The 24,002-nt window shown below is 67.2% G+C and carries 22 protein-coding genes; 7 read left to right on the forward strand and 15 right to left on the reverse strand.

Going from position 1 to position 24,002, the window contains the following annotated elements:
- Positions 1-13 precede the first annotated feature (13 nt).
- Complete coding sequence (locus tag B6K69_RS06575; RefSeq protein ID WP_108643212.1) at positions 14-1,633, reverse strand: GMC family oxidoreductase; 1,620 nt, start codon at positions 1,631-1,633, stop codon at positions 14-16.
- A 200-nt stretch (positions 1,634-1,833) separates the two neighbouring features.
- On the opposite strand from B6K69_RS06575, the gene B6K69_RS06580 reads away from it, so the two are divergent.
- Positions 1,834-2,856 (forward strand): sulfotransferase, encoded by a 1,023-nt coding sequence (locus tag B6K69_RS06580; protein WP_108643213.1) that lies wholly within the window; start codon positions 1,834-1,836, stop codon positions 2,854-2,856.
- A 6-nt stretch (positions 2,857-2,862) separates the two neighbouring features.
- Here B6K69_RS06580 and B6K69_RS06585 read toward each other — a convergent pair whose 3' ends face one another.
- The 6 genes from B6K69_RS06585 to bcoG all read right to left on the reverse strand — a co-directional run bounded on the left by B6K69_RS06585 (position 2,863) and on the right by bcoG (position 9,817).
- Positions 2,863-3,666: a carnitinyl-CoA dehydratase gene (locus B6K69_RS06585; protein ID WP_228156824.1), complete on the reverse strand. Its 804-nt coding sequence runs from the start codon at positions 3,664-3,666 to the stop codon at positions 2,863-2,865.
- Positions 3,667-3,668: 2 nt separating this feature from the next.
- Entirely contained in the window at positions 3,669-5,660 is a 1,992-nt protein-coding gene (locus tag B6K69_RS06590) for an acetate--CoA ligase family protein (RefSeq protein WP_108643214.1), read from the reverse strand.
- Positions 5,661-5,926: 266 nt separating this feature from the next.
- Positions 5,927-7,090, reverse strand: coding sequence for an acyl-CoA dehydrogenase family protein (locus tag B6K69_RS06595; protein ID WP_107672363.1), 1,164 nt, complete (start codon positions 7,088-7,090; stop codon positions 5,927-5,929).
- Between the two features lie 5 nt (positions 7,091-7,095).
- Positions 7,096-8,553: a carnitine 3-dehydrogenase gene (locus B6K69_RS06600; RefSeq protein WP_108643215.1), complete on the reverse strand. Its 1,458-nt coding sequence runs from the start codon at positions 8,551-8,553 to the stop codon at positions 7,096-7,098.
- On the reverse strand, positions 8,550-8,906 hold the full coding sequence (locus B6K69_RS06605) for a hypothetical protein (RefSeq protein ID WP_108643216.1): 357 nt from the start codon (positions 8,904-8,906) through the stop codon (positions 8,550-8,552). Before B6K69_RS06605 ends, B6K69_RS06600 begins: the two co-directional genes overlap by 4 nt.
- Positions 8,903-9,817 carry a 3-dehydrocarnitine:acetyl-CoA trimethylamine transferase BcoG gene (bcoG, locus tag B6K69_RS06610; protein ID WP_108643217.1) on the reverse strand — a complete coding sequence of 305 codons (915 nt, stop codon included), beginning with the start codon at positions 9,815-9,817 and terminating at the stop codon, positions 8,903-8,905. The genes B6K69_RS06605 and bcoG overlap by 4 nt, the downstream gene beginning before the upstream one ends.
- 73 nt (positions 9,818-9,890) lie before the next feature.
- Here bcoG and B6K69_RS06615 point away from each other — a divergent pair, with 73 nt between their 5' ends.
- Entirely contained in the window at positions 9,891-10,862 is a 972-nt protein-coding gene (locus tag B6K69_RS06615) for a GlxA family transcriptional regulator (RefSeq protein WP_108643218.1), read from the forward strand.
- A 152-nt stretch (positions 10,863-11,014) separates the two neighbouring features.
- Here the strand turns inward: B6K69_RS06615 and B6K69_RS06620 are convergent, their stop codons facing one another.
- The 3 genes from B6K69_RS06620 to B6K69_RS06630 form a co-directional block, all read right to left on the reverse strand.
- Positions 11,015-13,024: a M3 family metallopeptidase gene (locus B6K69_RS06620; RefSeq protein WP_164681901.1), complete on the reverse strand. Its 2,010-nt coding sequence runs from the start codon at positions 13,022-13,024 to the stop codon at positions 11,015-11,017.
- Positions 13,025-13,142: 118 nt separating this feature from the next.
- Positions 13,143-13,949 carry an amino acid ABC transporter permease gene (locus B6K69_RS06625; protein ID WP_108643219.1) on the reverse strand — a complete coding sequence of 269 codons (807 nt, stop codon included), beginning with the start codon at positions 13,947-13,949 and terminating at the stop codon, positions 13,143-13,145.
- 42 nt (positions 13,950-13,991) lie between these two features.
- Positions 13,992-14,780: a transporter substrate-binding domain-containing protein gene (locus B6K69_RS06630; RefSeq protein WP_108643220.1), complete on the reverse strand. Its 789-nt coding sequence runs from the start codon at positions 14,778-14,780 to the stop codon at positions 13,992-13,994.
- 168 nt (positions 14,781-14,948) lie between these two features.
- Here B6K69_RS06630 and B6K69_RS06635 point away from each other — a divergent pair, with 168 nt between their 5' ends.
- Positions 14,949-15,746 carry a DODA-type extradiol aromatic ring-opening family dioxygenase gene (locus B6K69_RS06635; protein ID WP_228156825.1) on the forward strand — a complete coding sequence of 266 codons (798 nt, stop codon included), beginning with the start codon at positions 14,949-14,951 and terminating at the stop codon, positions 15,744-15,746.
- Positions 15,747-15,762: 16 nt separating this feature from the next.
- Here the strand turns inward: B6K69_RS06635 and B6K69_RS06640 are convergent, their stop codons facing one another.
- From B6K69_RS06640 to B6K69_RS06660, 5 genes are read right to left on the reverse strand one after another with little or no spacing between them, the layout of a single operon-like run.
- Entirely contained in the window at positions 15,763-16,803 is a 1,041-nt protein-coding gene (locus B6K69_RS06640; RefSeq protein WP_108643222.1) for a HesA/MoeB/ThiF family protein, read from the reverse strand.
- Positions 16,800-17,282 carry a dUTP diphosphatase gene (dut, locus tag B6K69_RS06645; RefSeq protein ID WP_108643223.1) on the reverse strand — a complete coding sequence of 161 codons (483 nt, stop codon included), beginning with the start codon at positions 17,280-17,282 and terminating at the stop codon, positions 16,800-16,802. Before dut ends, B6K69_RS06640 begins: the two co-directional genes overlap by 4 nt.
- 58 nt (positions 17,283-17,340) lie before the next feature.
- On the reverse strand, positions 17,341-18,534 hold the full coding sequence (coaBC, locus tag B6K69_RS06650; protein WP_108644813.1) for a bifunctional phosphopantothenoylcysteine decarboxylase/phosphopantothenate--cysteine ligase CoaBC: 1,194 nt from the start codon (positions 18,532-18,534) through the stop codon (positions 17,341-17,343).
- A 50-nt stretch (positions 18,535-18,584) separates the two neighbouring features.
- Positions 18,585-19,388 carry a ChaN family lipoprotein gene (locus tag B6K69_RS06655; protein WP_228156826.1) on the reverse strand — a complete coding sequence of 268 codons (804 nt, stop codon included), beginning with the start codon at positions 19,386-19,388 and terminating at the stop codon, positions 18,585-18,587.
- Entirely contained in the window at positions 19,385-20,263 is an 879-nt protein-coding gene (locus B6K69_RS06660; RefSeq protein ID WP_108643224.1) for an RNA polymerase factor sigma-32, read from the reverse strand. The genes B6K69_RS06655 and B6K69_RS06660 overlap by 4 nt, the downstream gene beginning before the upstream one ends.
- A gap of 68 nt (positions 20,264-20,331) precedes the next feature.
- Here B6K69_RS06660 and cobU point away from each other — a divergent pair, with 68 nt between their 5' ends.
- From cobU to B6K69_RS06680, 4 genes are all read left to right on the forward strand, one after another.
- The gene (gene cobU, locus B6K69_RS06665; protein ID WP_108643225.1) at positions 20,332-20,883 is read left to right on the forward strand and encodes a bifunctional adenosylcobinamide kinase/adenosylcobinamide-phosphate guanylyltransferase; all 552 of its coding nucleotides are present in this window, start codon (positions 20,332-20,334) and stop codon (positions 20,881-20,883) included.
- Complete coding sequence (locus B6K69_RS06670; RefSeq protein WP_108643226.1) at positions 20,880-21,437, forward strand: histidine phosphatase family protein; 558 nt, start codon at positions 20,880-20,882, stop codon at positions 21,435-21,437. The genes cobU and B6K69_RS06670 overlap by 4 nt, the downstream gene beginning before the upstream one ends.
- Positions 21,438-21,516: 79 nt before the next feature.
- A complete protein-coding gene (locus tag B6K69_RS06675) occupies positions 21,517-22,401 on the forward strand; it encodes a glutathione S-transferase (RefSeq protein WP_108643227.1) in 885 nt (294 codons plus the stop codon).
- An 86-nt stretch (positions 22,402-22,487) separates the two neighbouring features.
- Positions 22,488-23,999: a YifB family Mg chelatase-like AAA ATPase gene (locus B6K69_RS06680; protein ID WP_108643228.1), complete on the forward strand. Its 1,512-nt coding sequence runs from the start codon at positions 22,488-22,490 to the stop codon at positions 23,997-23,999.
- Positions 24,000-24,002 lie beyond the last annotated feature (3 nt).

A 24,002-nucleotide genomic window follows, 5' to 3' on the forward strand; every position in this document is an offset into this window, starting at 1 on the left:
GGGTGGGGCGTCTTCAGCGCGCGTCGGCCAGGATGATCTCGGCCGCCTTCCAGCCAACCATGATCGCGGGGGCATTCGTGTTGCCCGCGATCAGGTTGGGGAAACTTGAGGCATCGGCCACCCGCAGCCCCGCCACCCCATGCACCCGCAACCTGGCGTCAATCACCGAGGTGCGCGCTTCCGGCCCCATGCGGCAGGTGCAGGACGGGTGATAGACGGTGCCAGATCGCTGGCGGAAATCCTCGATCAGGTCGGCATCGCTTTGCACCTGCGGGCCGGGGCGCAGTTCTTCGTCAACCCAGCGGGCGAAACTGGGCTGGGCCACGATCTTGCGCAGGAACTTCACCGCCAGAAGCATTTCCTCCACGTCTTCCGGGGTGGAATAGGCATTGGCCACGATGCGCGGCGCGGCCAGCGGGTCGGGGCTGGCAATCCGCACATGGCCGCGGCTGGTGGGCCGGCAGTTCGACAGCCCCAGGCTAAGGCCGGGGAACGGGTCAGGCGTCAGAAGCGGCCGTTCGCCTGCCTTGGGGATCAGGGTGGAAAAGGCCTGCATGTAAAGCTGCATGTTCGGCCGGTCGAGTTCGGGACGGGTGCGGAAGAACCCGCCGCCATGGTTGATCGACTTGGCCAGCGGCCCGCCCCCCAAGGCCAGATACCACAGCCCCATCAGCGCCTTGCCCCAGGCCGGGCGCAGGATGTTGTTGTAGGTGGGCACCTTCATCCGCCAGGTGTAGTTCAGGCCGTGATGATCGTTCATATGCGCACCGACATTGGCGTTGTCGCGCAGCACGGGCAGCCCCATCTGCTGCAACAGCGCGCCCGGCCCGATGCCCGACAGTTGCAGAAGTTGTGGCGAGTTGATGGCCCCGCCGGACAGAATGACCTCGGCCCGGGCACGCAAGGTCTGGCGGCGGCCGTCCTTCAGGTATTCGACACCGGTCGCGCGGCCATCCTCGATAACGACTCGCGTCACCTGCGCGCCGGTCAGAACGGTCAGGTTGCGGCGGCGCATGGCCGGGCGCAGGAACGCCCGCGCGGTGGAATTGCGGCGGCGGCCCTTGATCGTCATCTGGTAGGTGCCGGCGCCCTCCTGTGTCTCGCCGTTGAAATCGGCGTTGTAGGGCAGCCCGGCCTCGCCACAGGCGGCGATGTAATCCTCCACCAGCCAGTGCAGCCCGCGCCGGTTCTGCGAGATGAACAGCGGCCCGCCCTTGCCACGGAAAGCATCGGCGCCGGCCTCGTTGTCCTCGATGGCCTTGTAGGCGGCCAGCACCTCGTCCCAACCCCATCCGAGGTTGCCGGCGGCCTTCCAGTCTTCGTAATCTTGCCGGTGGCCACGGATCCAGACCATAGCGTTGATTGACGAAGATCCGCCCAGAACCTTGCCGCGCGGGATATGGTCCACCTGCCCGGCCAGACCGGGGTCAGGTTCGGCTTTGTAAAGCCAGTTTACGGCGGGGTTGTAGAACAGCTTGCCATAACCCAATGGCATCTGGACAAAAAAGCGCTGGTCGCTGCCACCGGCTTCCAGAACGGTAACCCGATGTTTGCCGGATTTCGTCAAGCGCTCGGCCAGAACGCAGCCCGCGCTGCCCGCGCCAACGATGATATAGTCGGTCTCGCCGTCCACCTTGCGCCCCTGTTTCGCCCGGTTCTGCGGGCCTGAATTTCCCGCAGCAACCTAGACGGCAGGCCGTCGTCAGCCTGCAAGATTTGCGACAACCCCTGTCGCCTTCCGCCCCTGCGGAGAACCGGCCCTTGACAGGATCGGCGCGTGACAGCCCTACCCGCCCGATGCAAGCTATCGACTTGGGTTGCTGTGAGGTTGCGATGCAGGCGGCGTTCATTCTGGGGTCTGCACGTTGCGGATCGACGCTGGTGTCGGACATCATCAACCTGCATCCCGATCTTCTCAGCCTGTCCGAAGTCTTCAGCGCCGCCGGGGCGCGGGCCTTTCCGCATGGCCCGTTGACCGGGGCGCAGTTCTGGCGCGATCAATCCCGTCCAGACAGGATCGTTTCTGCCGTGGCCAACCCCCGGCGCGCGCCAAATGAGTTTCTGTATGGCAGGGTTGCCAACCCGCGACATGACCCCTGGCATTGCCCGCCCATCCTGTCGATTGCCCTGCCGCATCTGTCCGACAGGCCGGACGATCTGTTCGACTGGCTGGCCGAACGCGTCACAGCACAGCCGTCTCAGCCGGTTCAGGATCACTATCGCGCCCTCTTCACCACACTGGCGCGGGAGCGCGGCCGCAAGGTCTGGGTGGAACGCTCGGGCGGGTCGCTCGCGGCGGCCCGGACGCTGCACCAGTTGTTCCCCGAAGGCCGCTTCGTCCTGCTGACGCGCAACGGACCAGATACCGCATTGTCGATGCAGGATTATCCAGCCAGCCGGCTGGCCGTCAGAATGGCCGATGCCTTCCGCCCCTTCGGGATAGACCTGCTGGACCCCGACAGCCACTATGGCCGTGGCCGGGTTTGGCCGCAGTTGCAGAAGCTGGGCTGGATGTTGCCGGTGTCGTATCTTCTGGACACGCCGCCCGATCTGGCGCGCGTCGGGGCCTTCTGGTCAACAATGGTGGTGCGCGGTATCGCGGCCTACAGGGCCTTGCCGGCAGACCGTCGGATGCACCTCGCCTACGAAGACCTTGTTGCCAGACCCGAGCAGGAAATCCGCCGCCTTGGAACCTTTCTCTGCGGCGAGGCTTCGGAACGCTGGGTCAGCGCCGCCGCCCGCCTGCCGCAAGCCCGCCCGTCACGCGCCGCAGCCCTGCCCCCACCCGAGCGTAAGCGGCTTGAAGCCGCCTGCGCCCCCGGCGCGGCCGCGCTGCGCAGCCTGACCGGCGGCTGACGCCGATCAGCGCCCCTTCCAGACCGGATCACGCTTTTCGGCAAAGGCGCGGGCGCCTTCCAACTGGTCCTCACTGGAATACAGCCGGTCCACCGTGGGCATCTGCCGCTTGGTGATGCGGTTCAGCGCATCCTGGAAGCGCATGTTCTCCGCCTCGCGCACCACTTCCTTGATGGCGGCGTAAACCAGCGGCGGGCCGCTTTCCAGAAGGCGCGCCAGATCCCAGGTCTTTGCCAGCAGGTCTTCCGGCGCGCAGACCTCCTTGATCAGGCCCCAGCGGAAAGCCTCATCGGCATCGAACCAGCGCCCCGTCAGCAGCAGGTCCATGGCAACATGATAGGGTATCCGCTTCGGCAGCTTGATGCTGGCGGCATCCGCCACCGTGCCGGACCGGATTTCCGGCAGCGCGAAGGTGGCCGTGGTGGAACACAGGATCAGGTCGGCCGACAGTGCCAGCTCCAGCCCGCCGCCGCAGCAGATGCCCTGCACCGCCGCGATCACCGGCTTGTTCAGGTTCGGCAGTTCCTGCAGCCCCCCGAACCCGCCAACGCCGTAGTCCCCATCCACTGCATCTCCCTCAGCCGCGGCCTTCAGATCCCAGCCGGGGCAGAAGAACTTTTCGCCTGCCGCCCGCACGATGCAAACGCGCAGGCTGTCATCATCGCGGAAATCGCGGAACACCAGCCCCATGACGCGGCTGGTCTTCAGGCTGATCGCATTGGCCTTGGGGCTGTCCAGCGTCACCTCAAGGATCGCGCCTTCGCGGCGGGTCTTGATCGGACCTTCGGTCCGCATTTGCATCTCGGGCATGGTCACACCTTTCTGATAAGGGCATCCACCGCCACCGCGCCGCTTTCGCGCACAAGGACGGGGTTGATTTCGATTTCCTCAAGACTGTCATCCGCCAGCATGCCAGCGCCAAGCCGCACCGCGATGGAAGCGACCGCCGCCATGTCGGCCTTGGGCCGGCCACGGTAACCGTCCAGCAGCGGCCAAAGCCGCAGGCGGCGCAGCGCGGCCAGAACCTCTGCCTCGGTCGCGGGCAGGATCAGCGTGACGGTATCGGCCAGCACCTCGGCCGTCACACCGCCCATGCCCAGCGTCAGCGTCACGCCGTAAACCGGATCGCGCCGCAGCCCCAGCAGGATTTCCGCCACCGTTCCGGTGACCATCTCCTCGACCAGATAGCCGCTGGCGCCGGGCATCTCGGCCTGCCCTTCAAGCGAGGTCAGCCCCAGACGCACCGCCCCGGCCTCGGTCTTGTGGGCAAAGCCAAGCCCCTTCAGCGCGAAAGGCGCGGTCAGGCCCTTGGCCGCGGCGGCCACCTCGGCCAGCGTCGCCCCGGTCACCGCGCGCGGCACCGGCACGCCAGCGGCAGCCAGCAGCGCCTTGCCCTCGGCCTCGGACAGCATCCGCGTCTCGCGCGGCGGCAGCGCCGCGGCCGGACGCCAGCCCGCCACCCCGGCCGGTACCTGCGCCGCCCGTACCGCCGCCAGCGCGGTTTCCAGCCCAAGCAGGGTGCAAACCCCCTGCTCCATCATCGCCTTGACCCGCGCCTCGCCAAAGTTCTCGGCCATCGAGGCCACGGGCAGGGCGATCTTGCCGGTCGCCTTCTGCGCCGCGACGATGGCATCCAGCGCCGGCTGGTAACCCGACGGATCACATCGGTCGGCGCGCGGCGTGTCGATGATGTAGATCCCGGCGTCATAGGCTTCCAGCATGGCGGTAAAGACCTCGGTGGTCTTCGGTCCGTCACCCCAGATGAAGGTGTGGTAATCCAACGGGTTGGCAATGGCGACGATCGGCCCCAGCGTCTCGAACAGCCGCGCGCGGGTTGCCTCGGGCACCGGCGGGAAGTCGATGCCGAAGGGTGCCGCCAGATCGGCCACCAGCCCGGCCTCGCCCCCCGAACAGGACAGCGAGCAGATCCGCGTGCCAATCTGCGGCCCGTGGACGTGAAAGATCTTCAAGGTCTCGATCAACTCGCTGGGCGAATTCACCTCGGCCACGCCGATCTGGCGCAGGAAGGCGCTGGAGGCCGCGCCCCCACCGGCCAGCGAGGCGGTGTGGCTGGCGGCTGCGGTGCGCGAAAGTTCGGTCTTGCCCGACTTGATGGCGACCACGCCCTTGCCCATAGCCCGCGCCTTCTCGGCCAGCGCAGCAAAGGCCGGGGCGTCGTCGATCCCCTCGATGTAAAGCCCCACGGCGGTGACGCGCGGATCGTCCAGCAGCGCGCCGGTCAGTTCGGCCAGACCCACCACGGCGGCATTGCCAAGGCAGGCAACATAGGCCACCGGCAGCCCCCGCGCCTGCATCCCCAGATTGATGACGATGTTCGACGACTGGCTGACCAGCGCCACGCCCTTGTCCAGCCGGACACCGCCATGCTGGTCCGGCCACAGAAGCGCGCCGTCAAGGTAGTTGATCACGCCATAGCAATTGGGCCCAAGGATCGGCATGTCGCCGGCAGCGGCGACCAGCTTTTCCTGCAACCCCGCCTCGCCGGCCTCTTCCCAGCCGCTGGCAAAACAGATGGCGCCGCCCGCCCCCATGGCGGCCAGTTCGGCAACCACCTCCAGCGTGGCAAAGCGGTTCACGCCGATGAAGGTGGCGTCGGGCGGCTCTGGCAGGTCAGCCAGGCTGGCGTAGGCCTTGAGACCGCCGATCTCGGCCTTGGTCGGATGCACCGGCCAGACCGGGCCGGCAAAGCCCATCTTGCGGCATTGCTCAATGACGTTCAGCGCCCAGCCGGCCCCCAGAACGGCGATGTGGCGCGGGCGGAGCAGCCGGTCGAGGCGCGTCATCTGCGGCCTCCGGCCCGGTGGTCAGTCCCGGGGCGCTGCCCCGGACCCCGGGATATTTTCAGACAGAAAATGAAAACACCCCGCCCCGGAGTCCGAAGCGAGGTGCCATTTCCCGTCACGGTCATCGGCGTCCCCGCCTGTACCGTGCCCTCACTTTGCCGGGCCGTGGTAAACAAACGATTAATCATCGCGATCTTTCCACCCATTTTCTGTCTGAAAATATCCCACGGGGGTCCGGGGGTGTGAAACCCCCGGCTTGCGGCGCCTCACGCCCCGAGCGGCCGCAGCAATTCGCGGCTGATGATGTGCCGCTGGATTTCCGAGGTGCCTTCCCAGATCCGCTCGACCCGCGCATCGCGCCAGATACGTTCCAGCGGCAACTCATCCATCAGGCCCATGCCGCCGTGGATCTGGATCGCCTCGTCGGCGATCATCGCCAGCACTTCGGTGGCCTTCAGCTTGGCCATGGACATGTCGGCCTCGGTCACGGTGCCCTGATCGTATTTCCACGCCGCCTCGCGCGTCAGCAGTTCGGCGGCTTTCAGTTCCATCGCCATGTCGGCCAGCTTGAAAGAAATCCCCTGGAACTTGCCGATCTGCTGGCCGAACTGGCGGCGCTCGGCGGCGTAGCTCAGGGCGTGGCCCAAGGCGCGTTCGGCCCGGCCAAGGCAGGTGCTGGCGACCTGCAGGCGCGTCGCCCCCAGCCAGGAGTTTGCCACCTCAAAGCCCTTGTGAACTTCGCCCAGGATCTGGCGCTTGTTCACCCGGCATTCGTCGAACTCCAGCACGGCATTGGTGTAGCCGCGGTGGCTGACGTTGCGATAGCCGTCGCGCACGGTGAAGCCCGGGGTGCCCTTGTCCACGAAGAAGGCGGTGATCTTCTTCTTCGGGCCGCGCGGCGTGTCTTCCTCGCCGGTCGCCACGAAGACAATGGCAAAGCCGGCCAGATCGGCATGGCTGATGAAATGCTTGGTGCCGTTCAGGATCCAGTCGTCGCCATCGGGCCGGGCGCTGGCCTTCATGCCGCGCAGGTCCGACCCGGCACCGGGTTCGGTCATCGCCAGGCAATCCCAGGTCTCGCCCCGGATGCAGGGCATCAGATAGCGTTCGCGCTGTTCTTCGTTGCCCGCCAGCAGGATGTTCGACGGCCGTGCGACGCAGGTCCAGTGCAGGGCGTAATTCGCCCGCCCCAGTTCCTTTTCGTACAGAAGCCAGGACAGCGTATCCAGCCCCGCGCCCCCCACCTCGACCGGCATGTTGGCCGCGTAAAGCCCCGCCGCCATGGCCTTCTGCTGCAGCTCACGGATCAGCTCCAGCGGCAGGTGGCCGCTGCGCTCGACCGCCAGCTCGTGCGGATAAAGCTCGGTCTCGACGAAGGCGCGCGTCGTCTCGACGATCATCGTCTGTTCTTCGGTCAGGCCGAAATCCATGGCAGTCACCCTTTCTTCTGGCCGACGGCCCGGCCGGTGCCTTCGGGCAGGGCCAGCCCGGCATGGGCCGTGGCGATGGGGGAAAGCCGGGCCAGAACCTCTGGCGCGGCGGGGCAGGCCTTGCCGGCCTTCATGTCGACATGCAGCATCATCTGCTCGACCGTGGCGACCGGGCGGTCGCCCACGGCCAGGGTGATGAAGGTGTGGATGCGCTTTTCATCGGCCTTCACCACCTGCAACGTGCCGGTGATGCGCTCACCCAGCTTGGCCTCGTCCAGATGGCGGATATGGGTTTCGGCCGTGTAATAGCTGTGGCCGCCGGCCACATAATCCATGTCTGCCCCGATCAGCCGCAGGAAGGCATCGCAGACCTCGGAGGCGCAGAACAGGTAGCGGCTTTCGGTCATGTGGCCGTTGTAGTCGATCCAGCCGGGCAGAACCTGCATCTCGGCCATCTTCAGCGGCGTGCCGTCCAGCGTGCCGGCATGGAAGGCCGCGCGGCGGCGTTCGTCATGTTCGCGCAGCACCTTGCCCGCACCCCAGTTGCGTTCCTTCAGTGACCGCAGGAAGCCCACAAGGTTCTGGTCGCGGATGCGTTCCAGTTCGCGGATGCCATACATGCCCGATTGCGCATCGGACTGGCTGGCCACCAGATCCACCAGTTCGTCGTTGAACTCGGGCACGTCCATCAGCTTGGTCCAGGGCCATTTCAGCGCCGGTCCGAACTGCGCCATGAAGTGCCGCATCCCCGCTTCGCCCCCGGCGATGCGGTAGGTCTCGAACAGGCCCATCTGGCCCCAGCGCAGGCCAAAGCCCATGCGGATGGCATCGTCGATCTCTTCGGTCGTGGCAATGCCGTCCTTCAGCATCCACAGCGCCTCGCGCCAGACGGCCTCAAGGAAGCGGTTGCCGATGAAGGCGTCGATCTCGTGGCGAATGACAAGCGGGAACATCCCGATGTCCTTCATGATCTGCACAGTCTTTTCCACCGTCGCAGGCGTGTTCTTCGGGCTGCCCGAGACTTCGGACAGCGGCAGCAGATAGACCGGGTTGAACGGATGCGCGACGATGATGTTTTCTGGCGCCGGGCTGCCCTTTTGCAGGTCGCTTGCCTTGAAACCGCTGGTCGAAGACCCGATCAGCACGCCCGGATTGGCCTGTTGCAACTGGGCATAGACCTTGTGCTTCAGCTCGATCCGTTCGGACACGCTTTCCTGCACATATTCCGCCCCATCGACGGCCTCGCCGATGGTGCCGTGAAAGGTCAGCTTGCCTTCGGCCGGCATCGGCACGTCCGAAAGGGCGGGCAGCGCCAGCCGGGCATTGGCCAGCACGGCCGCGATCTTGCGTTCGGCCTCGGGGTCGGGGTCAAAGACCCCCACATCCCAGCCGTTCAACAGGAAGCGCGCCGCCCAACCGCCCCCGATAACCCCGCCCCCGATGATTGCTGCTTTTCTGGTCATCCGATACCTCCAAACATCACGATGATGAGTTGCACCACCGCGACGACGATCATTGTTCGAAGCCCCAGGGCGACAGGTTCCACGCGCCCTGAGAAAATTTTGCCGATGACCGCGCCGATAAGCGCCCAGAACATCGTTCCCGTTATGACAGCCCCGACCAGCACACGAGGATCGCCTTCCAGCGCTTTCGGATCCGCCTGTCCCCACGCTGCACTGATGATCAGCGCGTAGCCGGCAAGCAGTGTCAGGCCCAGGCCAACAATCACCCTCCAGCCTGTCGTATCCGCCTGAAGAAAAGCCGCGAGGCCCGCGGGCATCCCACCAAGGAACATGTAGGCAATGAGGACGATCACTTCGCCACCGGCGCCCGCTTTTCCAGCTTCAGCCGCGCGCGCACCTCGGCCGGGGTAATGACCCGCGCGCCAAGGTTCTCGATGATGGTCGCTGCGCGCTCCACAAGCTGCGCGTTCGTCGCCAGAACGCCCTTGTCGAGCCAGAGGTTGTCTTCCAGCCCCACCCGCACATTGCCGCCGCCCAGTACCGCCGCTGCGACATAGGGCATCTGGTGGCGCCCAAGGGCGAAGGCCGACCAGTGCCAGTGTTTCGGCACGTTGTTCACCATGGCCATGAAGGTGTTCAGGTCATCGGGCGCGCCCCACGGCACGCCCATGCACAGTTGCACCAGAACCGGATCGGGGATGACGCCTTCGTCGGCCAGTTGCTTTGCAAACCACAGATGGCCGGTGTCGAAGGCCTCGATCTCGATCCGCACACCGGATTCGACCATGCGCTTGGCCATGTCGCGCAACATGCCGGGCGTGTTGACCATCACATAGTCGGCCTCGTTGAAATTCATCGTGCCGCAGTCCAGCGTGCAGATCTCGGGCCGGCAGTCCACCACATGCGCCACCCGCTCGGTCGCGCCCGCCATGTCGGATCTGGCGCCCATCCGGTTCATCGCCTCGGTGCCGTCGAACAGCAGGTCGCCCCCCATGCCCGCGGTCAGGTTCAGGACAACATCGGTGTCGCTGTCGCGGATACGCTCGGTCACTTCGCGATACAGCGCCGGATCGCGCGCCGGCTTGCCGGTTTCGGGATCGCGCACATGGCAATGCACCACCGCCGCGCCGGCCCTGGCCGCCGCGATGGCGCTTTCGGCAATCTGTTGCGGGCTGCGCGGAACGTGGGGGCTGCGGTCCTGCGTGCCGCCCGATCCGGTCACGGCACAGGTGATGAAGACTTCGCGGTTCATGGTCAGCGGCATCGGGGTTCCTCCGGGTCTGGTCTGCCACCTTATCGGGCTTGGCAGGCGATGATTTGCGAATTACGAAATCCTGATGACGGAAAACGCAATCTTCTCTCCGGCCCGCGCGCCGCTGTCGCTGGCGCTTCTGGTGCTGCCACAATCCTCGATCCTTGAAGTGGCCTCGGCGCTGGACCCGCTGCGCAACGCCAACCGGCAATTGGGAACCGAAGCCTTCCGCTGGCGGGTCGTCACCCCAGACGGGGCGCCGGCCCCGCTGACCTGCGGGCTGTCGCTGCCCTCGACCGGGCCGCTGGCGGCCGCCGAAGGGGCAGAGATGCTGATCGTTGTCGCAGGCTACCGGCTGGATCAGGTTGCCACCCGCCCGCTGATCCGCGACCTGCGCCGCCTGGCGCCCCGCTTCGCGCTGGTCGGCGGCATCGACGCCGCGCCTTGGGTGCTGGCGCGGGCGGGCCTGCTGTCAGGCTATCGCGCAACCGTGCATTGGGAAGACCTGGAAGACCTTGCCACCGCCCATCCCGACATCGACGTGGTTCCCGACCGTTTCGTGATCGACCGCAACCGGGTGACGATCGGCGGCGCCGCGCCGGCGGCGGATTTCATGCTGCAACTGATCCGCGCCCGCCATGGCGCCCCGCTGGCCCGGCAGGTGGCGAACAGCTTTCTGACAATCGCGCGCCCGGGGTCAGAGCCGCAGGTTGCCGCCCGCCAGCCCGACCCCGGCCTTGACCCGCGCGTCGCCGCCGCCGCCAAGCGGATGGAGGCGCGGATCGACACGCCCGAGCCGGTGGCCGAAACCGCCGCCGCCGTGGGCCTGTCGCCGCGCCGTCTGGAAACCCTGTTCCGCGCTGCTTTCGGCACCCCGCCCGGCGCCTATGCGCTGTCTCTGCGCCTGCAGGCCGCCCGCCGGATGCTGACCGACACCCGCCATCCGCTGGCCGAGGTGGCCTTGCGCACCGGCTTCACCAGCCCCGCCACGCTGAGCCGCGCTTTCCGCCGCACCTACGGCCACCCTCCGGGTCAGTTACGCCGGCTGTCAACCTGAGCGGCTTGCGCCGCAAGTCGCCTGTCTCGCCAGCGCCGCCTTCGCGGCTTGGCTCGGGATGCCTCCGGCGGGGATATTTTGATCCTGAAAGACGGGCTTCTTTCAGAAAGAAAATATCCCGGGGGAGTCCGCAGGACGGGGGCAGCGCCCCCTTACGCGGCGTCCAGCAGGCCCCGCCCCTTGAGCAGCGCCTCAACCCCCGGCATCTTGCCACGGAACTTCAGATACAGCGCCTCGGCCTCTTCACTGCCCCCCGCCGACAGGATGAATTTCTCCAGCCGGGCCGCGGTTTCCGGGTCGAAGGGATCGCCCGCCTCCTCGAAGGCCGCGAAGGCATCGGCATCCATTACTTCGGACCACATGTAGCTGTAGTAGCCGCTGGAATAGCCGTCGCCGCTGAACACATGCGCGAAATGCGGCGTGGCGTGGCGCATCCGGATCGCCCGCGGCATCCCCAAGGCCTCCAGCACCTCGGCCTGTTTCTGCATCGGATCGGCGGGTGGCGTGCCGGTGTGGAATTCAAGATCGACCAGCGCGCTGGCGACAAATTCCACCGTGGCAAAGCCCTGGTCATAGGTGCCCGCATCCAGCAGCCGCTTCAGCATGTCGGCCGGCATCGGGGCGCCGGTCTGCCAGTGCCGTGCATGGGCCTCCAGCACCGCCGGCACTTCCAGCCAGTGTTCGTAAAGCTGGCTGGGCAGTTCCACGAAATCGCGCGCGACCGAGGTGCCGCTGATGAAGCCATAGGTCACGTCGGACAGCATCTGATGCAGCGCATGGCCGAATTCGTGGAACAGCGTGCGCGCATCGTCATAGGACAGCAGGCAGGGATCGCCCTTGGCGAAGTTGCACACGTTCACCACGATGGGCCGCACATCGGCGCCCAGCTTGCGCTGCGACTGCATCGCCGAACACCAGGCGCCGCTGCGCTTGGACCCGCGGGCGAAGTAATCGCCCAGGAACACCGCCACATGCGCCTCCTTGCGGGTGACCTCCCACCCCCGCACATCAGGGTGGTAGAACGGCCCTTCGATTTCCCGGAATTCCAGCCCGAACAGCCGGGTCGCGCAATCGAACATCGCGCCCAGCATGGCCTCAAGCGACAGGTAGGGCTTCAGCGCCGCCTCATCCAGATCATGCTCGGCACGCCGCCGCTTTTCGCTGTAATAGCGCCAGTCCCAGGCCTCCAGCGGCCCGGTGCCGCCATCCGCCACCAGCATCGCCTCAAGCACCGCCGCATCGGCCAGCGCCTTGGCCCGTGCCGGCGCCCAGACCCGCATCAGCAGGTCACGCACCGCCGCCGGCGTCTTGGCCATCTCGGGTTCCAGCTTGTAGGCCGCGAAATCGGCATAGCCCAGAAGCTGCGCCCGCTCGTGCCGCAGCGCCAGGATTTCCGCCGCAATGCCACGGTTGTCGGTTGCGCCCCCGTTGGCGCCACGGGCCACCCAGGCCTCATAGGCCCGCTGCCGCAACGCGCGCCGGGGCGAGAATTGCAGGAACGGCACGATCAGGCTGCGGTTCAGGGTGATCACCGGCCCCAGCCCCCGCTCGGTCCCCGCCGCCCGCGCCGTTTCCACCACGAAGTCCGGCAGCCCCTCCAGATCGGCTTCGGACAGTTCCATGAACCATGACCGTTCATCCGCCAGCAGGTTCTGGCTGAACTGGGTGCCCAGCACTGCCAGCCGCGCCTTGACCGCCGTCAGCCGTTCCGCCGCCGCCCCGTCCAGCGCCGCGCCGGACCGCACGAACATGCGCCTGTACAGTTCCAGCACCCGGCCCTGCTCGGCCGTCAGCCCAAGGTCGGCGCGCGCCTGCCACAGCGCCTCGATCTTGCCGAACAGCGCCTTGTTGTTGGTGATCTCGCTGGAAAAAGCGCTCATCTTCGGCGCCAGGTCGCGCTGCAAGGCTTCGCGGGCCTCGTTCGAATCCGCGCCGGCAAGGTTGTAGAACACCCCCGCCACCCGGTCGAGATCAGCCTCGGCCAGTTCCAGCGCCTCGATCACCCCGGCGAAATCGGTCGCCGGTCCTTCCGCGATGGCCATGATCGCCGTCCGGGCCCGTGCCAGGGCTTCGTCGAACGCCGGCGCGAAATCCTCGTCGCGGATGGCGGCAAAGGGCGGCAGGGCAAAGGGCGTATCCCAGCGGTCCAGCAAGACATTCATCGGCAGCACTCCTTTGCGGTCAAGCTAGGGGCGCCAAACCCGAAGGTCCACCCCTGCGTCCAGTCGGGACAAATACCCCGGGGGTCCGGGGGCTGGCCCCCGGCCTTCCCCCGCAGGCCTAACGGTCCTCCAGGCCGCGCGTCCGCATCCGGGTCTCGAACCGGCGCAGGAGCAGGCTCAGCCCGATGGTGATGGTCAGATAGATCAGCGCCGCCACGTTGTAGGTCTCGAAATAGCGGAAGTTGCCCGAGGAGGTGACCTTGGCCAGTTGCGCCACATCGGAAATGCCCAGCACCGCCACCAGCGAGCTGTCCTTGACCATGGCCACGAAATCATTGCCCAAAGGCGGCAGGATCATGCGGAAGGCCTGCGGAAAGCTGACCAGCCGGAACCGCAGCCAGCCACTCAGCCCCAACGCCTGCGCGGCCTCGATCTGGCCCTTGTCCACCGCCTGAAGGCCCGCCCGGAAGATCTCGGCCAGAAAGGCCGAATAGGCCAGCATCAGCGCCAGCACCGCCCGCCACAGCAGCGGCACGTCGCGGGTGCGGATGATCTCGGCGCCCGGCTCGGCCCCGGCCAGCCAGTTGACCGCCGCAATGCAGGCGGGAACCAGCACGAAGGCCACATAAAGAAGCAGCACCAGGATCGGCACGCCACGCATGATCTCGATGTAAAGCCGCGCCGCCTGGCGCAGCAGGATGTGGCGCGACAGCCCCATGACCGCCAGTCCCAGGCCGATCAGGCAGGCGCCCAGATAGGCCACCACCGACACGCCGACGGTGATCCAGATGCCCTTGGACAGCGCCCGCAGCGCCGCGCGATAGACCTCGTCCGAGATCACTTCGTAAAACAGGTAAAGGCCGGTGATCACGACGATCACCAGCCACCAGGGGAAATCCTTGTCGGGGGTGTTTTGTGGCGTCATCCGGTTGCCCCGGGGGTTCAGGTCACCCCGGGGCCCTGCCCGTCACTCACCCATCTTGTAATCGACGAACCACTTCTGGTTCAGCGCATCCAGCGTGCCATCGGCCTTCAGCGCGGCAATGGCCGCGTTGAACGGCGCAACCAGTTCGCTGCCCTTGGGGAAGATGAAACCGAAATCCTCGCTTGCCAGCGGCGCACCGATGATCTTCAGCGCCCCGTCAGAGGCGGCGACATAGCCGTTCGCCGCGGTTGAATCGGAAAGCGTCAGATCCACGTCGCCGGTCTTCAGCGCCTCAAGGCCGGCCCCGAAGGTCTCGAACTTGATGATGCGCGGGTTTTCCTCGTTCCCGTCAAGAATCTCGTAGACGGCGGCATAGAAGGGCGAGGTGCCCGGTTGCGCCGAAACCAGCAGCTTCGGGTCCGCGGCGAAGGACGCCGCATCGGTGAACCGCGCCTCGTCGCTGCGAACGATCATCAGCATCTCAGACCGCATGTAGGGGTCGGAGAAATCCACCTTCTCCTTGCGGTCGTCCTTGATGGTGATGCCGGTCATGCCCAGGTCATACTGGCTTTCCGCAACCGCCGGAATCATCGCGTCCCAACTGGTGTTCTCATATTTGACCGTGATGTTCAGCCGCTTGGCGATTTCCGCCATCGCGTCATATTCCCAGCCGATCGGCGTGCCGTCCTTGTCCAGAAACTGCAGCGGCGGATAGGCGTTCTCGGTCACCACCACCACCTCTTTGCCGCCCAGATCGGGCAGGCCTTCGGCCAGCGCGGCAAGCGGCAGGAACGACAGCGCAGCAGCGCCAAGCACGGTGGTCAGTTTCATGGGTCAGGCTCCCGGTTGGTCCTGGCGGACTATGGTCAAGCGTTCCGGGGCTTGCAAGACTGTCTGTCCTCTGTGCGGCAGCGCACCCTTTCCCTTTGACGCTGCGGAATTGAGCGAAACCTTCCCGAGGCGCATCTTTGCAGGAACCTGACCTCCCGGAGATCGAACATGTCTTCCCGTATGCCCACCTATTTCATCAGCCATGGCGGCGGCCCCTGGCCCTGGATGCCCGACTGGCGCGCCATGTTCCGCAATCTCGAAGCCAGCTTCGTGCAGATGGTGAAGGATCTGCCCGAACGGCCCAAGGCCATCCTGATGATCTCGGGCCATTGGGAGGAGGACAGCTTCGCGGTCATGTCCTCGGCCCATCCGCCCATGGTCTATGATTATCACGGCTTCCCGCCCCACACCTTCCAGATCCAGTACAAGGCCCCCGGCGCCCCGGATCTGGCGCAGAAGGCGGCGGACCTGATCGCCGCCGCCGGCCTGCCGGTCCGGCTTGACGCGAAACAGGGCTATGACCACGGCACCTTCGTGCCCGCCTATGTCATGTATCCCGATGCCGACATGCCGCTGTTCCAGGTGTCGCTGCGCAAGGGTTATTCCCCCGCGGAACACTTCGCCCTTGGCCGTGCCCTGGCACCGCTGCGCGATGAAGGCGTGCTGATCGTCGGCTCGGGCCTGTCCTACCACAACCTCCGCCTCTTCGGCCCCGGTGCGAAAGAGCCGTCCGAGGCGTTTGACGCCTGGCTGGCCGAAACCATGGCCGCCCCGCCCGCCGAACGCACCGACCGGCTGCTCCATTGGGAACAGGCCCCCTACGCCCGGATCTGCCACAAGGAGGAAGACCACTTCGTTCCGCTCTTCGCCGCCCTTGGCGCGGCCGAAGGCGAAAAGGCGACCATGGTCTATCATGACACGGGGCTGTTCGGCGGCGTCACCGCCTCAAGCTACCGGATCGGCTGACGGCCAGACCGCAACGTCAGGACTGCCCGCCGCAGACCGGGCAGTCCGCCCGCTTTCCGACGGCGATCACCCGGCTTTCGGCGTGCAGCGCATCGTGCAACAGAAGACGCCCGCGCAACGGCTCGCCCGCGCCGGTGATCAGCTTCACCGCCTCCATCGCCATCATCGCGCCGATGATGCCTGGCAGCGGCGCGGCCACCCCTGCCTCGGCGCAGGTGGGCACCATGCCGGGCGCGGGCCGGGTCGGGAAGATACAGTCATAACACGGCGCCCCCCGCGCCGGATCCCAGACCGAAAGCTGCCCCTCCCACTGGGTAAGGGCGCCCGCGATCAGCGGCTTGCCCAGACCGGCACAGACGCGGTTCACCAGATAGCGGGTGTCGAAATTGTCGGTTCCGTCCAGCACCAGATCGTAATCAGCGATCAGGTCCGTGGCGATGTCCGGCTCAAGCCGCCGGTGATAGGGCCGCACCGCGACAAACGGGTTCAGCGCCTTCATCGCAGCCTCGGCGGAAAAGACCTTGGGCAGGCCGATCCGCGCATCGGTATGAATCACCTGCCGCTGCAGGTTCGACCCTTCCACCGCGTCGGCGTCGATCACCCCGATGGTGCCCACCCCCGCCGCCGCCAGATACAGCAGCGCGGGGGAGCCCAGACCGCCCGCCCCCACCACCAGCACCTTCGCCTCTTTCAGCCGCCGCTGCCCCGGCCCGCCGATTTCCCGCAGCAGGATATGGCGGGCATAGCGGTCCAGCTCCACCTCGCTGAACGGGCCTTGCGACGAGAGCGGCGCGACCGGCCGCGCCTTCACGCGCGCCCGCAATGCGCCAAGGCCCGCGCCATAGGCCAGCACCGCCGCAGCCACGCCACCAAAGATCAGCCACAGCCGGAAATCGCCGCCCAGCATCGCGGCCACCTGCGGCACGCCGATCCCCGGCGCATGAACGGCCACCAGCAGCAGCAACCACAGCAGCGCCAGCCCCAGCGACAACGCGCGCGGCCAGCCAAGGCCCCGCCCCGCGCCCCAGATCACGGCAAAGCCGATCAGGCCGGTCATCGCTTGCCGGGGGTATCGAACCCGGTCGATCCGAAACCGCCCTCGCCGCGCGCCGTGCTGTCCAGCGCCTGCACCAGATGAAAGCGCGCCTGCACCACCGGCGCCACCACCGCCTGCGCGATGCGGTCGCCGTGGCGGATGGTGTAAGGAGTGGACCCAAGGTTCACCAGCGCCACGCCCAGGGGGCCGCGATAATCGCTGTCGATGGTGCCGGGCGTGTTCGGCAGGGTAATCCCGTGCTTCGTGGCAAGGCCCGAGCGCGGGCGGATCTGCATCTCATACCCCTCGGGAATCGCCACCCGCAGGCCGGTTGGGCAGATCGTCCGCTGCATTGGTGCCAGCGTCAGGCCCGCCGCGCGGTCAGCCTCGGGGAAATTGGCACAGATGTCCGCACCCGCCGCGCCTGCTGTCTGATAGGCGGGCAAGGGAAGCGACGGATCGGCCCAGTCCTCCCACAGGATACGCACCACCGCCGTCATCGCGCGCGCCCCGGGGTCAGAGCCTCCGGTCCAATTTCTGCCCGGACATCGGCGCCGCTCATGCCAGCGCCTCGGCAATCCGGGCGGCCAGCCGGCGCGCCACCGCATCCTTGGCCATGCGCGGCCAGCTTTCGGCCCCCTCGGCGCTGATCAGCGTGACCGCGTTTTCGCTGCCCCCCATGATGCCCGTTGCCGGCGACACATCATTCGCCACGATCCAGTCACAGCCCTTGCGGGCGCGTTTCGCCGTGGCATGGGCCAGCACATCCGTCGTCTCAGCGGCGAAGCCCACCACCAGCCGCGGCCTTTGCGCCCCTTGCGAGACGGTCGCCAGAATGTCGGGGTTCTCGGCAAATTCCAGCGCTGGCGGCTTGCCGCTGCCGTCCTTCTTCATCTTCTGCCCCGACGCATTTGCGACGCGCCAATCGGCCACCGCCGCCGTCATTACCGCCGCCTCGGCGGGCAGTACGGCCTGCACCGCCGCCAGCATCTGCGCGGCCGTTTCCACCCGGACCACCGTCACGCCCTGCGGCGGGGGCACCTCGGCCGGTCCGGTGACAAAGGTCACCCTGGCCCCCAGATCGCGCAGCGCCGCCGCAATCGCCGTGCCCTGTGCGCCCGAAGAGCGGTTCGCGATATAGCGCACCGGATCAATCGGTTCATGTGTCGGGCCAGAGGTCACCAGAACATGCCGCCCCGCCAGCGGCCCGCCGCCAAGCGCCGCGTCAATGGCGGCCAGAATCGCCGCCGGCTCGGCCATCCGGCCCGGCCCGTATTCGCCACAGGCCATCTCGCCCTCGTCCGGCCCGACCATCAGCACCCCATCGCCGCGCAGGGTGGCCAGGTTGCGCTGCGTTGCCGGATGCGTCCACATCCGCACGTTCATCGCGGGGGCAACCAGCACCCGTTTGTCGGTCGCCAGCAGCAGGGTCGAGGCCAGATCGTCGGCCCGGCCGGTGGCCATCTTGGCCATCAGATCCGCCGTTGCCGGGGCCACGACCAGCAGATCCGCCGCCCGGCTAAGCTGGATATGGCCCATCTCGGCCTCATCCCCCAGATCGAACAGATCCTGATGCAGCTTTTCACCCGCCAGCGCCGACAGCGACAGCGGCGTGACAAACTCGGCCCCCGCCCGTGTCAGCACCGGCGATACCGTGGCCTCTGCCTTCTTCAGCAGACGCACCAGCTCCAGCGCCTTGTAGGCGGCAATCCCGCCCCCCACGATCAGCAATATGCGCTTGCCTGCCAGCATCACCCGCCCCTTGTCCTGCCCCGGGACGTTAGGGCCGGGCGGCGGCAAACTCAACCGCCTGAGGATGTGCTGGTGAAGGCCAGACAGGGGTCTTCGCGCGGCGCAGGGGCGGTGACATTCACCGCGTCATAGGGCGCATCCGGCCCCGGATCGGCCTCGACCTGCCCCAGCGACCAGACCTTCAGCCCCGGAGCCGCCTGCGCGATCATCGCCGGAATCGCCTGATCCTTGCGGGCATGGCCGCTGCCGGTGATGATGACGACCGGGCGCCTGCCCTCGGTCACCGCCGCAACGGCCGCCGCCGCCATCGTCTGATCGCGCAGCCGTTGCGCCTCGACCATGCCCGGCAGCAAGGCGTCGGGCAGGGCATTGCAATGCGCCTCCTGCTGGTCGGCCTCGCGTGCCGTCTGATCGTCGGAGGTCAGCGGCCCCAGCCCCCACAGCGCCGCCACCTCGGAGCCGACGACCGCCGCCGCGCCGTTCTTCACGGCCTTTGACAAGGCGTCCTTCGGCACCGAGCCGCCCAGATGCAGGGCCGACCCTGCGGCGGCAAAGATCGGCGCATACATGGCAAAATCCGGCCAGCCGGACCCTTTCCACTGCAGCGCAGCCTCCAGCGCCACGGCATCGGTGCGATCGACGCCTTCGGCTGCCGTCACCTGCGCAGGCAACAGCATTTCCCACACCACGGCCTGCGGCGCGATTACGCCCACAAGCCGGGCCTGTTCGGCATGATGTGCCGGATTGTCATGGATTTCGCCCAGAACATAGATATCCATCCCGGGCGGCGGATCAATCTGGGCAAGGGCGGGAAGCGGGGCCGCCAGCGCGGCAATCAGGGCATATTTCCTCATGCGAGGAAGTGATGCACCTCTCGGGACTGGGCTTCAAGACTGCGCCGCAGCTTCGTGAACGCCGCCGCTTCAAGCTGACGCACCCGCTCTTTCGACAACCCCAGCTCTTCGCCCAGCGATTCCAGCGTGCGGGGGTCATCGCGCAACTGGCGCTCGGCCACGATGAACCGCTCGCGCGGGTTCAGCCCGTCCATCGCGCGGTCCAGCCACTGTCGCAACTGCGCCCCGTCATGCGATGCCTCGACATGATCCTGCGCCTGCGGGCCGTCATCTTCCAGCGCGTCAATCCATTCGCGGCCGTCCTCGTCGGCGGATTGCATCGCGTTCAGGGAATGGTCCGATCCAGACAGGCGCCCTTCCATCATCTCGACATCGCCCACGGGCACGCCGATCTCTTCGGCCACCATTTTCCGCAGGCGCAACTGGTCCAGCGCCTCGCCGCGCGCGATGGCTTCGCGTTCCAGCTTGGCCTGCACGCGACGCAGGTTGAAGAACAGCGATTTCTGACTGCTGGTCGATCCTGTCCGGACCAGCGACCAGTTCCGCATCACATAGTCCTGGATGCTGGCCTTGATCCACCACACCGCATAGGTCGAGAACCGCACCCCACGATCCGGGTCGAACTTTTCCGCCGCCTTCATCAGGCCAAGGCTCGCCTCCTGAATCAGGTCGTTCATCGGGGCGCCATAGCGCCGGAACCGCCCAGCCATGCTGATTGCCAGCCGCATATAGGCCGTGATCAGCCGGTGCAGGGCCCGTTCGTCGCGCTGGTCGCGCCAGGCCCGCGCCAGGGCAAGCTCGGTTTCCGCATCCAGAAGCTCGGCCCGCATCGCTTGGCGAGACAGTCCGACTTCGCTATATCCGTCAAGCGCCATGACAACCCCCACCCGGTAGCCTGCGCGGCAGACCTGCCGACGTTCGATCTTTTCTACGCAGGCCCCCCGTGACCGGATCACCCGATACCCCCATTTTTTCCCTGCCTGCCCTGACGCTGGTCACCGGCGGCGCGCGGTCAGGCAAATCGCATCAGGCGGAACGGCTGGCGCGCGGCTCCGGCCTGGCCCGGCGCTACATCGCCACCGCCACCATCTGGGATGACGAGATGGCCACCCGCATTGCCCGCCATATCGAAGACCGGGGCGACGGCTGGGAAACCATCGAAGCCCCGCTGGACCTTGGCCCCGCGCTGGCCGCAGCCCCCGCCGACAGCGTGACGCTGATCGACTGCGCCACCCTCTGGCTGACCAATCACCTGCTGGCCGAACACGATCTTGCCGCCGAAGCGGACCGGCTGCTGGCCGCCCTGGCCGCCTGCCCCGGCCCGGTGATCGTCGTCACCAACGAAGTGGGCTGGGGCATCGTTCCCGAAAATGCCCTGGCCCGGACCTTCCGCGATGAACAGGGCCGGCTGAACCAGCGCCTTGCCGCGCAGGCTGGGCTGGTGGTCGCGGTGATTTCGGGGCTGCCTTTGGCCCTGAAAGGCCGGCTGCCATGACCCGGCTCTGGCTGGTGCGCCACGGCCCGACACATGCGAAAACCATGGTCGGCTGGTCCGACCTGCCGGCCGACCTGTCGGACCATGCGGCCATTGCCAGGCTGAACGCCTACCTGCCGGCCGATGCGCCGGTGCTGTCGTCCGACCTGTCGCGCGCCGTCGCCACCGCCGATGCCCTGGCCCCCCGCCCCCGCCTGCCGCATGACCCGGACTGGCGCGAGTTGAACTTCGGCGCCTGGGAACTGCGCCGCTGGAACGAGATCGAGGATCAGGCCGCCGCCCGCGCCTTCTGGGATGATCCCGGCGACACCTGCCCCCCCGGCGGCGAAAGCTGGAACCGGCTGACCGCCCGCGTCCAATCTGCCATCAACCGGCTGTCCAGCCTGCCCGAGGTGATTGTGGTGGCCCATTTCGGCCCCATCGTCGCCACGCTGCAACTGGCCGAAGGCCTGTCCCCTTCGGCCGCCTTCGCGCATCGGATCGACCCGCTTTCGGTGACCTGCATCGACTTCGGCCCCGTCGCCACAGTCCGCGCGATCAATCAACGCCCGTGATGGCGCCGGTCAGAATTCATCGCTTTGCACGATGACCGGCTGCGGCTAGCGTCGGCGCCGAATTCAAGGAGACGGGACTTTGACCTATACCCTCGTGATCGGTGACCGCGGCTACTCCAGTTGGTCCTTGCGCGGCTGGCTGCTGTTTGATGCCTTCGACATTCCGGTGAAAACCCTGCAGGCGCGGCTTTACACCGACGAACTGCCCACCCTGCTGCGTGATTTCCCCCCCGCCCGCACCGCGCCCACCCTGCGCACCCCCGCCGGAACCGTCGTCCCGGAATCGCTGGCGATTGCCGAAGAACTTGCCTCGCGCCACCCCGAGGCCGGCCTTTGGCCCGCCGACCCCGAACACCGCGCCGTGGCGCGGGTGCTGGCGGCGGAAATGCACGCGGGCTTTTCCGCGCTGCGCACCCATTGCCCGATGAACCTGCGCGTCAGCTATACCGACTGCGATCCGCCGCCCCCGGTGCTGGCCGATCTGGCCCGGCTGGAAACCATCTGGACCTGGGCGCGCGAGGCGACCGGATCACGCACGCCCTGGCTGTGCGGCGGCTATTCGGCGGCCGATGTGTTCTTCGCTCCGGTCGCGGCGCGGATCGCGGGCTACAACCTGCCGGTTGGCCCCATGGCCACCGCCTATGTGAACGCCCACCTCTGCCACCCCTCCTTCCGCCGCTGGCGGGCGATGGGTCTGGTTGACGGCACCGATCAGGATTTCTACCGCCGCGACTGGCCCCGGCGCGACTGGCCCGGCCCGGTACCGCTGCCAGCCCACCCCGTTGCGGGAACCGAGGCGGAAAACGCCACCTGCCCCTATTCCGGCGGTGCTGTCACCCATGTTCTGGAACTGGCAGGCCGTCGCTTCGGCTTCTGCAACGCCTTCTGCCGCGACAAGACCGCAGCCGACCCCGAGGCCTGGCCCAGGTTCATGGCACTTTACCGCGGCGAGGCGGCCCCCTGATCCGGGGCCTGATTCGACCACAGCCGTTTACCATTCGCTAACCATTTGCCCGCTAAGGATTAACCAAAGTTAAGCGGGGCACGGGAATGGTGGCCAAGGCCTATACGGTGGCCTTCGAAGGGGTCGAGGCCCGGATGGTTGAGGTGCAATGCGCCCTTGCCGCCGGCACGGCCGCCTTCAACCTTGTCGGCCTGCCTGACAAGGCGGTCAGCGAGGCCAAGGAACGTATCCGCGCCGCGCTTCAGGCGCTGTCCATCGCCCTGCCGAACCGGCGTATCACGGTGAACCTGGCCCCCGCCGATCTGCCGAAAGAGGGCAGCCATTTCGACCTGCCCATTGCTCTGGCCCTGCTGGCCGCGCTCGACATAATCCCCAAGGATGAGGTGGAACACACCGTCGCCCTGGGGGAACTGTCGCTGGATGGCCGGCTGATGCCGGTGCTTGGCGCCCTGCCCGCCGCCATGGCCGCGGCAGAAGAGGGCCGCGCCCTTCTGTGCCCCCGCGCCTGCGGGGCCGAGGCCGCCTGGGTTGGCGCGACCGAGGTGATCGCCGCCGGATCGCTGGCCGAGGTGGTGCGCCATTACACAGGCCAGAACCCCCTGCCCGCCGCCGAGGCCGGCGAGGTGCGCGCCGCACCACAGGGCCGCGACCTGCGCGATGTGAAGGGGCAGGAACGCGCCAAGCGCGCGCTGGAAATTGCCGCCGCCGGGCGCCACCACCTGTTCATGGTCGGCACCCCCGGCTCGGGCAAATCCATGCTGGCTGCGCGCCTGCCCGGCATCCTGCCGCCGCTGTCGCCCACCGAGGCGCTGGAAACCTCGATGATCCATTCGCTCGCCGGCCTTCTGACCGAAGGGGGCATCTCGCGCCAGCGCCCGTTCCGTGAACCGCATCACACCGCCTCGATGGCGGCCATCGTCGGCGGAGGCAAGGGCGCGAAACCGGGCGAAATCAGTCTGGCCCATAACGGCGTGCTGTTTCTGGACGAGTTTCCCGAATTCCCCCGCGCCGTGCTGGAAACCCTGCGCCAGCCCATCGAAACCGGCGAGATCATGGTGGCCCGCGCCAATGCCCATATCCGCTATCCCTGCCGTTTCCTGCTGGTGGCCGCCGCCAACCCCTGCAAATGCGGCTACCTCTCCGACCCGAACCGCGCCTGCGGCCGCGCGCCGATCTGCGGCGAAGATTACCTTGGCCGCATCTCGGGGCCGCTGATGGACCGTTTCGACCTGCGCGTCGAAGTGCCCCCCGTCGCCTATGCCGACCTTGACCTTCCCGCCACCGGCGAACCCTCGGCCACCATCGCCGCCCGCGTCGCCGCCGCACGCGCCGCGCAATCTGATCGGCTGGATGGCACCGGCGCCCGCGTCAATGCCGATCTGGAGGGCGAGGCGCTGGATCACTTCGCCGCCCCCGATGCCGAAGGCCGCGCCCTGATCACCCGCGTTGCCGAACGCATGGGGCTTTCGGCCCGTGGCTATCACCGCATCCTGCGCGTCGCCCGCACCATCGCCGACCTGGACGGTTCGGATGCCGTGCGCCAGCCGCATGTGGCCGAGGCGGTCAGCTTCCGCCTGACCGTCGGCCCCAAGGCCTGACCA

The organism is Pseudogemmobacter blasticus, from assembly GCF_003071405.1.
Taxonomy (GTDB): Bacteria; Pseudomonadota; Alphaproteobacteria; order Rhodobacterales; family Rhodobacteraceae; genus Pseudogemmobacter; species Pseudogemmobacter blasticus.

Coding starts and splice junctions, on each gene's coding strand:
- B6K69_RS06580 (WP_108643213.1), top strand. CDS start 1,834: ATGCAGGCGGCGTTCATTCTGGGGTCTGCACGTTGCGGATCGACGCTG.
- B6K69_RS06585 (WP_228156824.1), bottom strand. CDS start 3,666: ATGCCCGAGATGCAAATGCGGACCGAAGGTCCGATCAAGACCCGCCGC.
- B6K69_RS06590 (WP_108643214.1), bottom strand. CDS start 5,660: ATGACGCGCCTCGACCGGCTGCTCCGCCCGCGCCACATCGCCGTTCTG.
- B6K69_RS06595 (WP_107672363.1), bottom strand. CDS start 7,090: ATGGATTTCGGCCTGACCGAAGAACAGACGATGATCGTCGAGACGACG.
- B6K69_RS06600 (WP_108643215.1), bottom strand. CDS start 8,553: ATGACCAGAAAAGCAGCAATCATCGGGGGCGGGGTTATCGGGGGCGGT.
- bcoG (WP_108643217.1), bottom strand. CDS start 9,817: ATGCCGCTGACCATGAACCGCGAAGTCTTCATCACCTGTGCCGTGACC.
- B6K69_RS06615 (WP_108643218.1), top strand. CDS start 9,891: ATGACGGAAAACGCAATCTTCTCTCCGGCCCGCGCGCCGCTGTCGCTG.
- B6K69_RS06620 (WP_164681901.1), bottom strand. CDS start 13,024: ATGAATGTCTTGCTGGACCGCTGGGATACGCCCTTTGCCCTGCCGCCC.
- B6K69_RS06625 (WP_108643219.1), bottom strand. CDS start 13,949: ATGACGCCACAAAACACCCCCGACAAGGATTTCCCCTGGTGGCTGGTG.
- B6K69_RS06630 (WP_108643220.1), bottom strand. CDS start 14,780: ATGAAACTGACCACCGTGCTTGGCGCTGCTGCGCTGTCGTTCCTGCCG.
- B6K69_RS06635 (WP_228156825.1), top strand. CDS start 14,949: ATGTCTTCCCGTATGCCCACCTATTTCATCAGCCATGGCGGCGGCCCC.
- B6K69_RS06640 (WP_108643222.1), bottom strand. CDS start 16,803: ATGACCGGCCTGATCGGCTTTGCCGTGATCTGGGGCGCGGGGCGGGGC.
- dut (WP_108643223.1), bottom strand. CDS start 17,282: ATGACGGCGGTGGTGCGTATCCTGTGGGAGGACTGGGCCGATCCGTCG.
- coaBC (WP_108644813.1), bottom strand. CDS start 18,534: ATGCTGGCAGGCAAGCGCATATTGCTGATCGTGGGGGGCGGGATTGCC.
- B6K69_RS06655 (WP_228156826.1), bottom strand. CDS start 19,388: ATGAGGAAATATGCCCTGATTGCCGCGCTGGCGGCCCCGCTTCCCGCC.
- B6K69_RS06660 (WP_108643224.1), bottom strand. CDS start 20,263: ATGGCGCTTGACGGATATAGCGAAGTCGGACTGTCTCGCCAAGCGATG.
- B6K69_RS06670 (WP_108643226.1), top strand. CDS start 20,880: ATGACCCGGCTCTGGCTGGTGCGCCACGGCCCGACACATGCGAAAACC.
- B6K69_RS06680 (WP_108643228.1), top strand. CDS start 22,488: ATGGTGGCCAAGGCCTATACGGTGGCCTTCGAAGGGGTCGAGGCCCGG.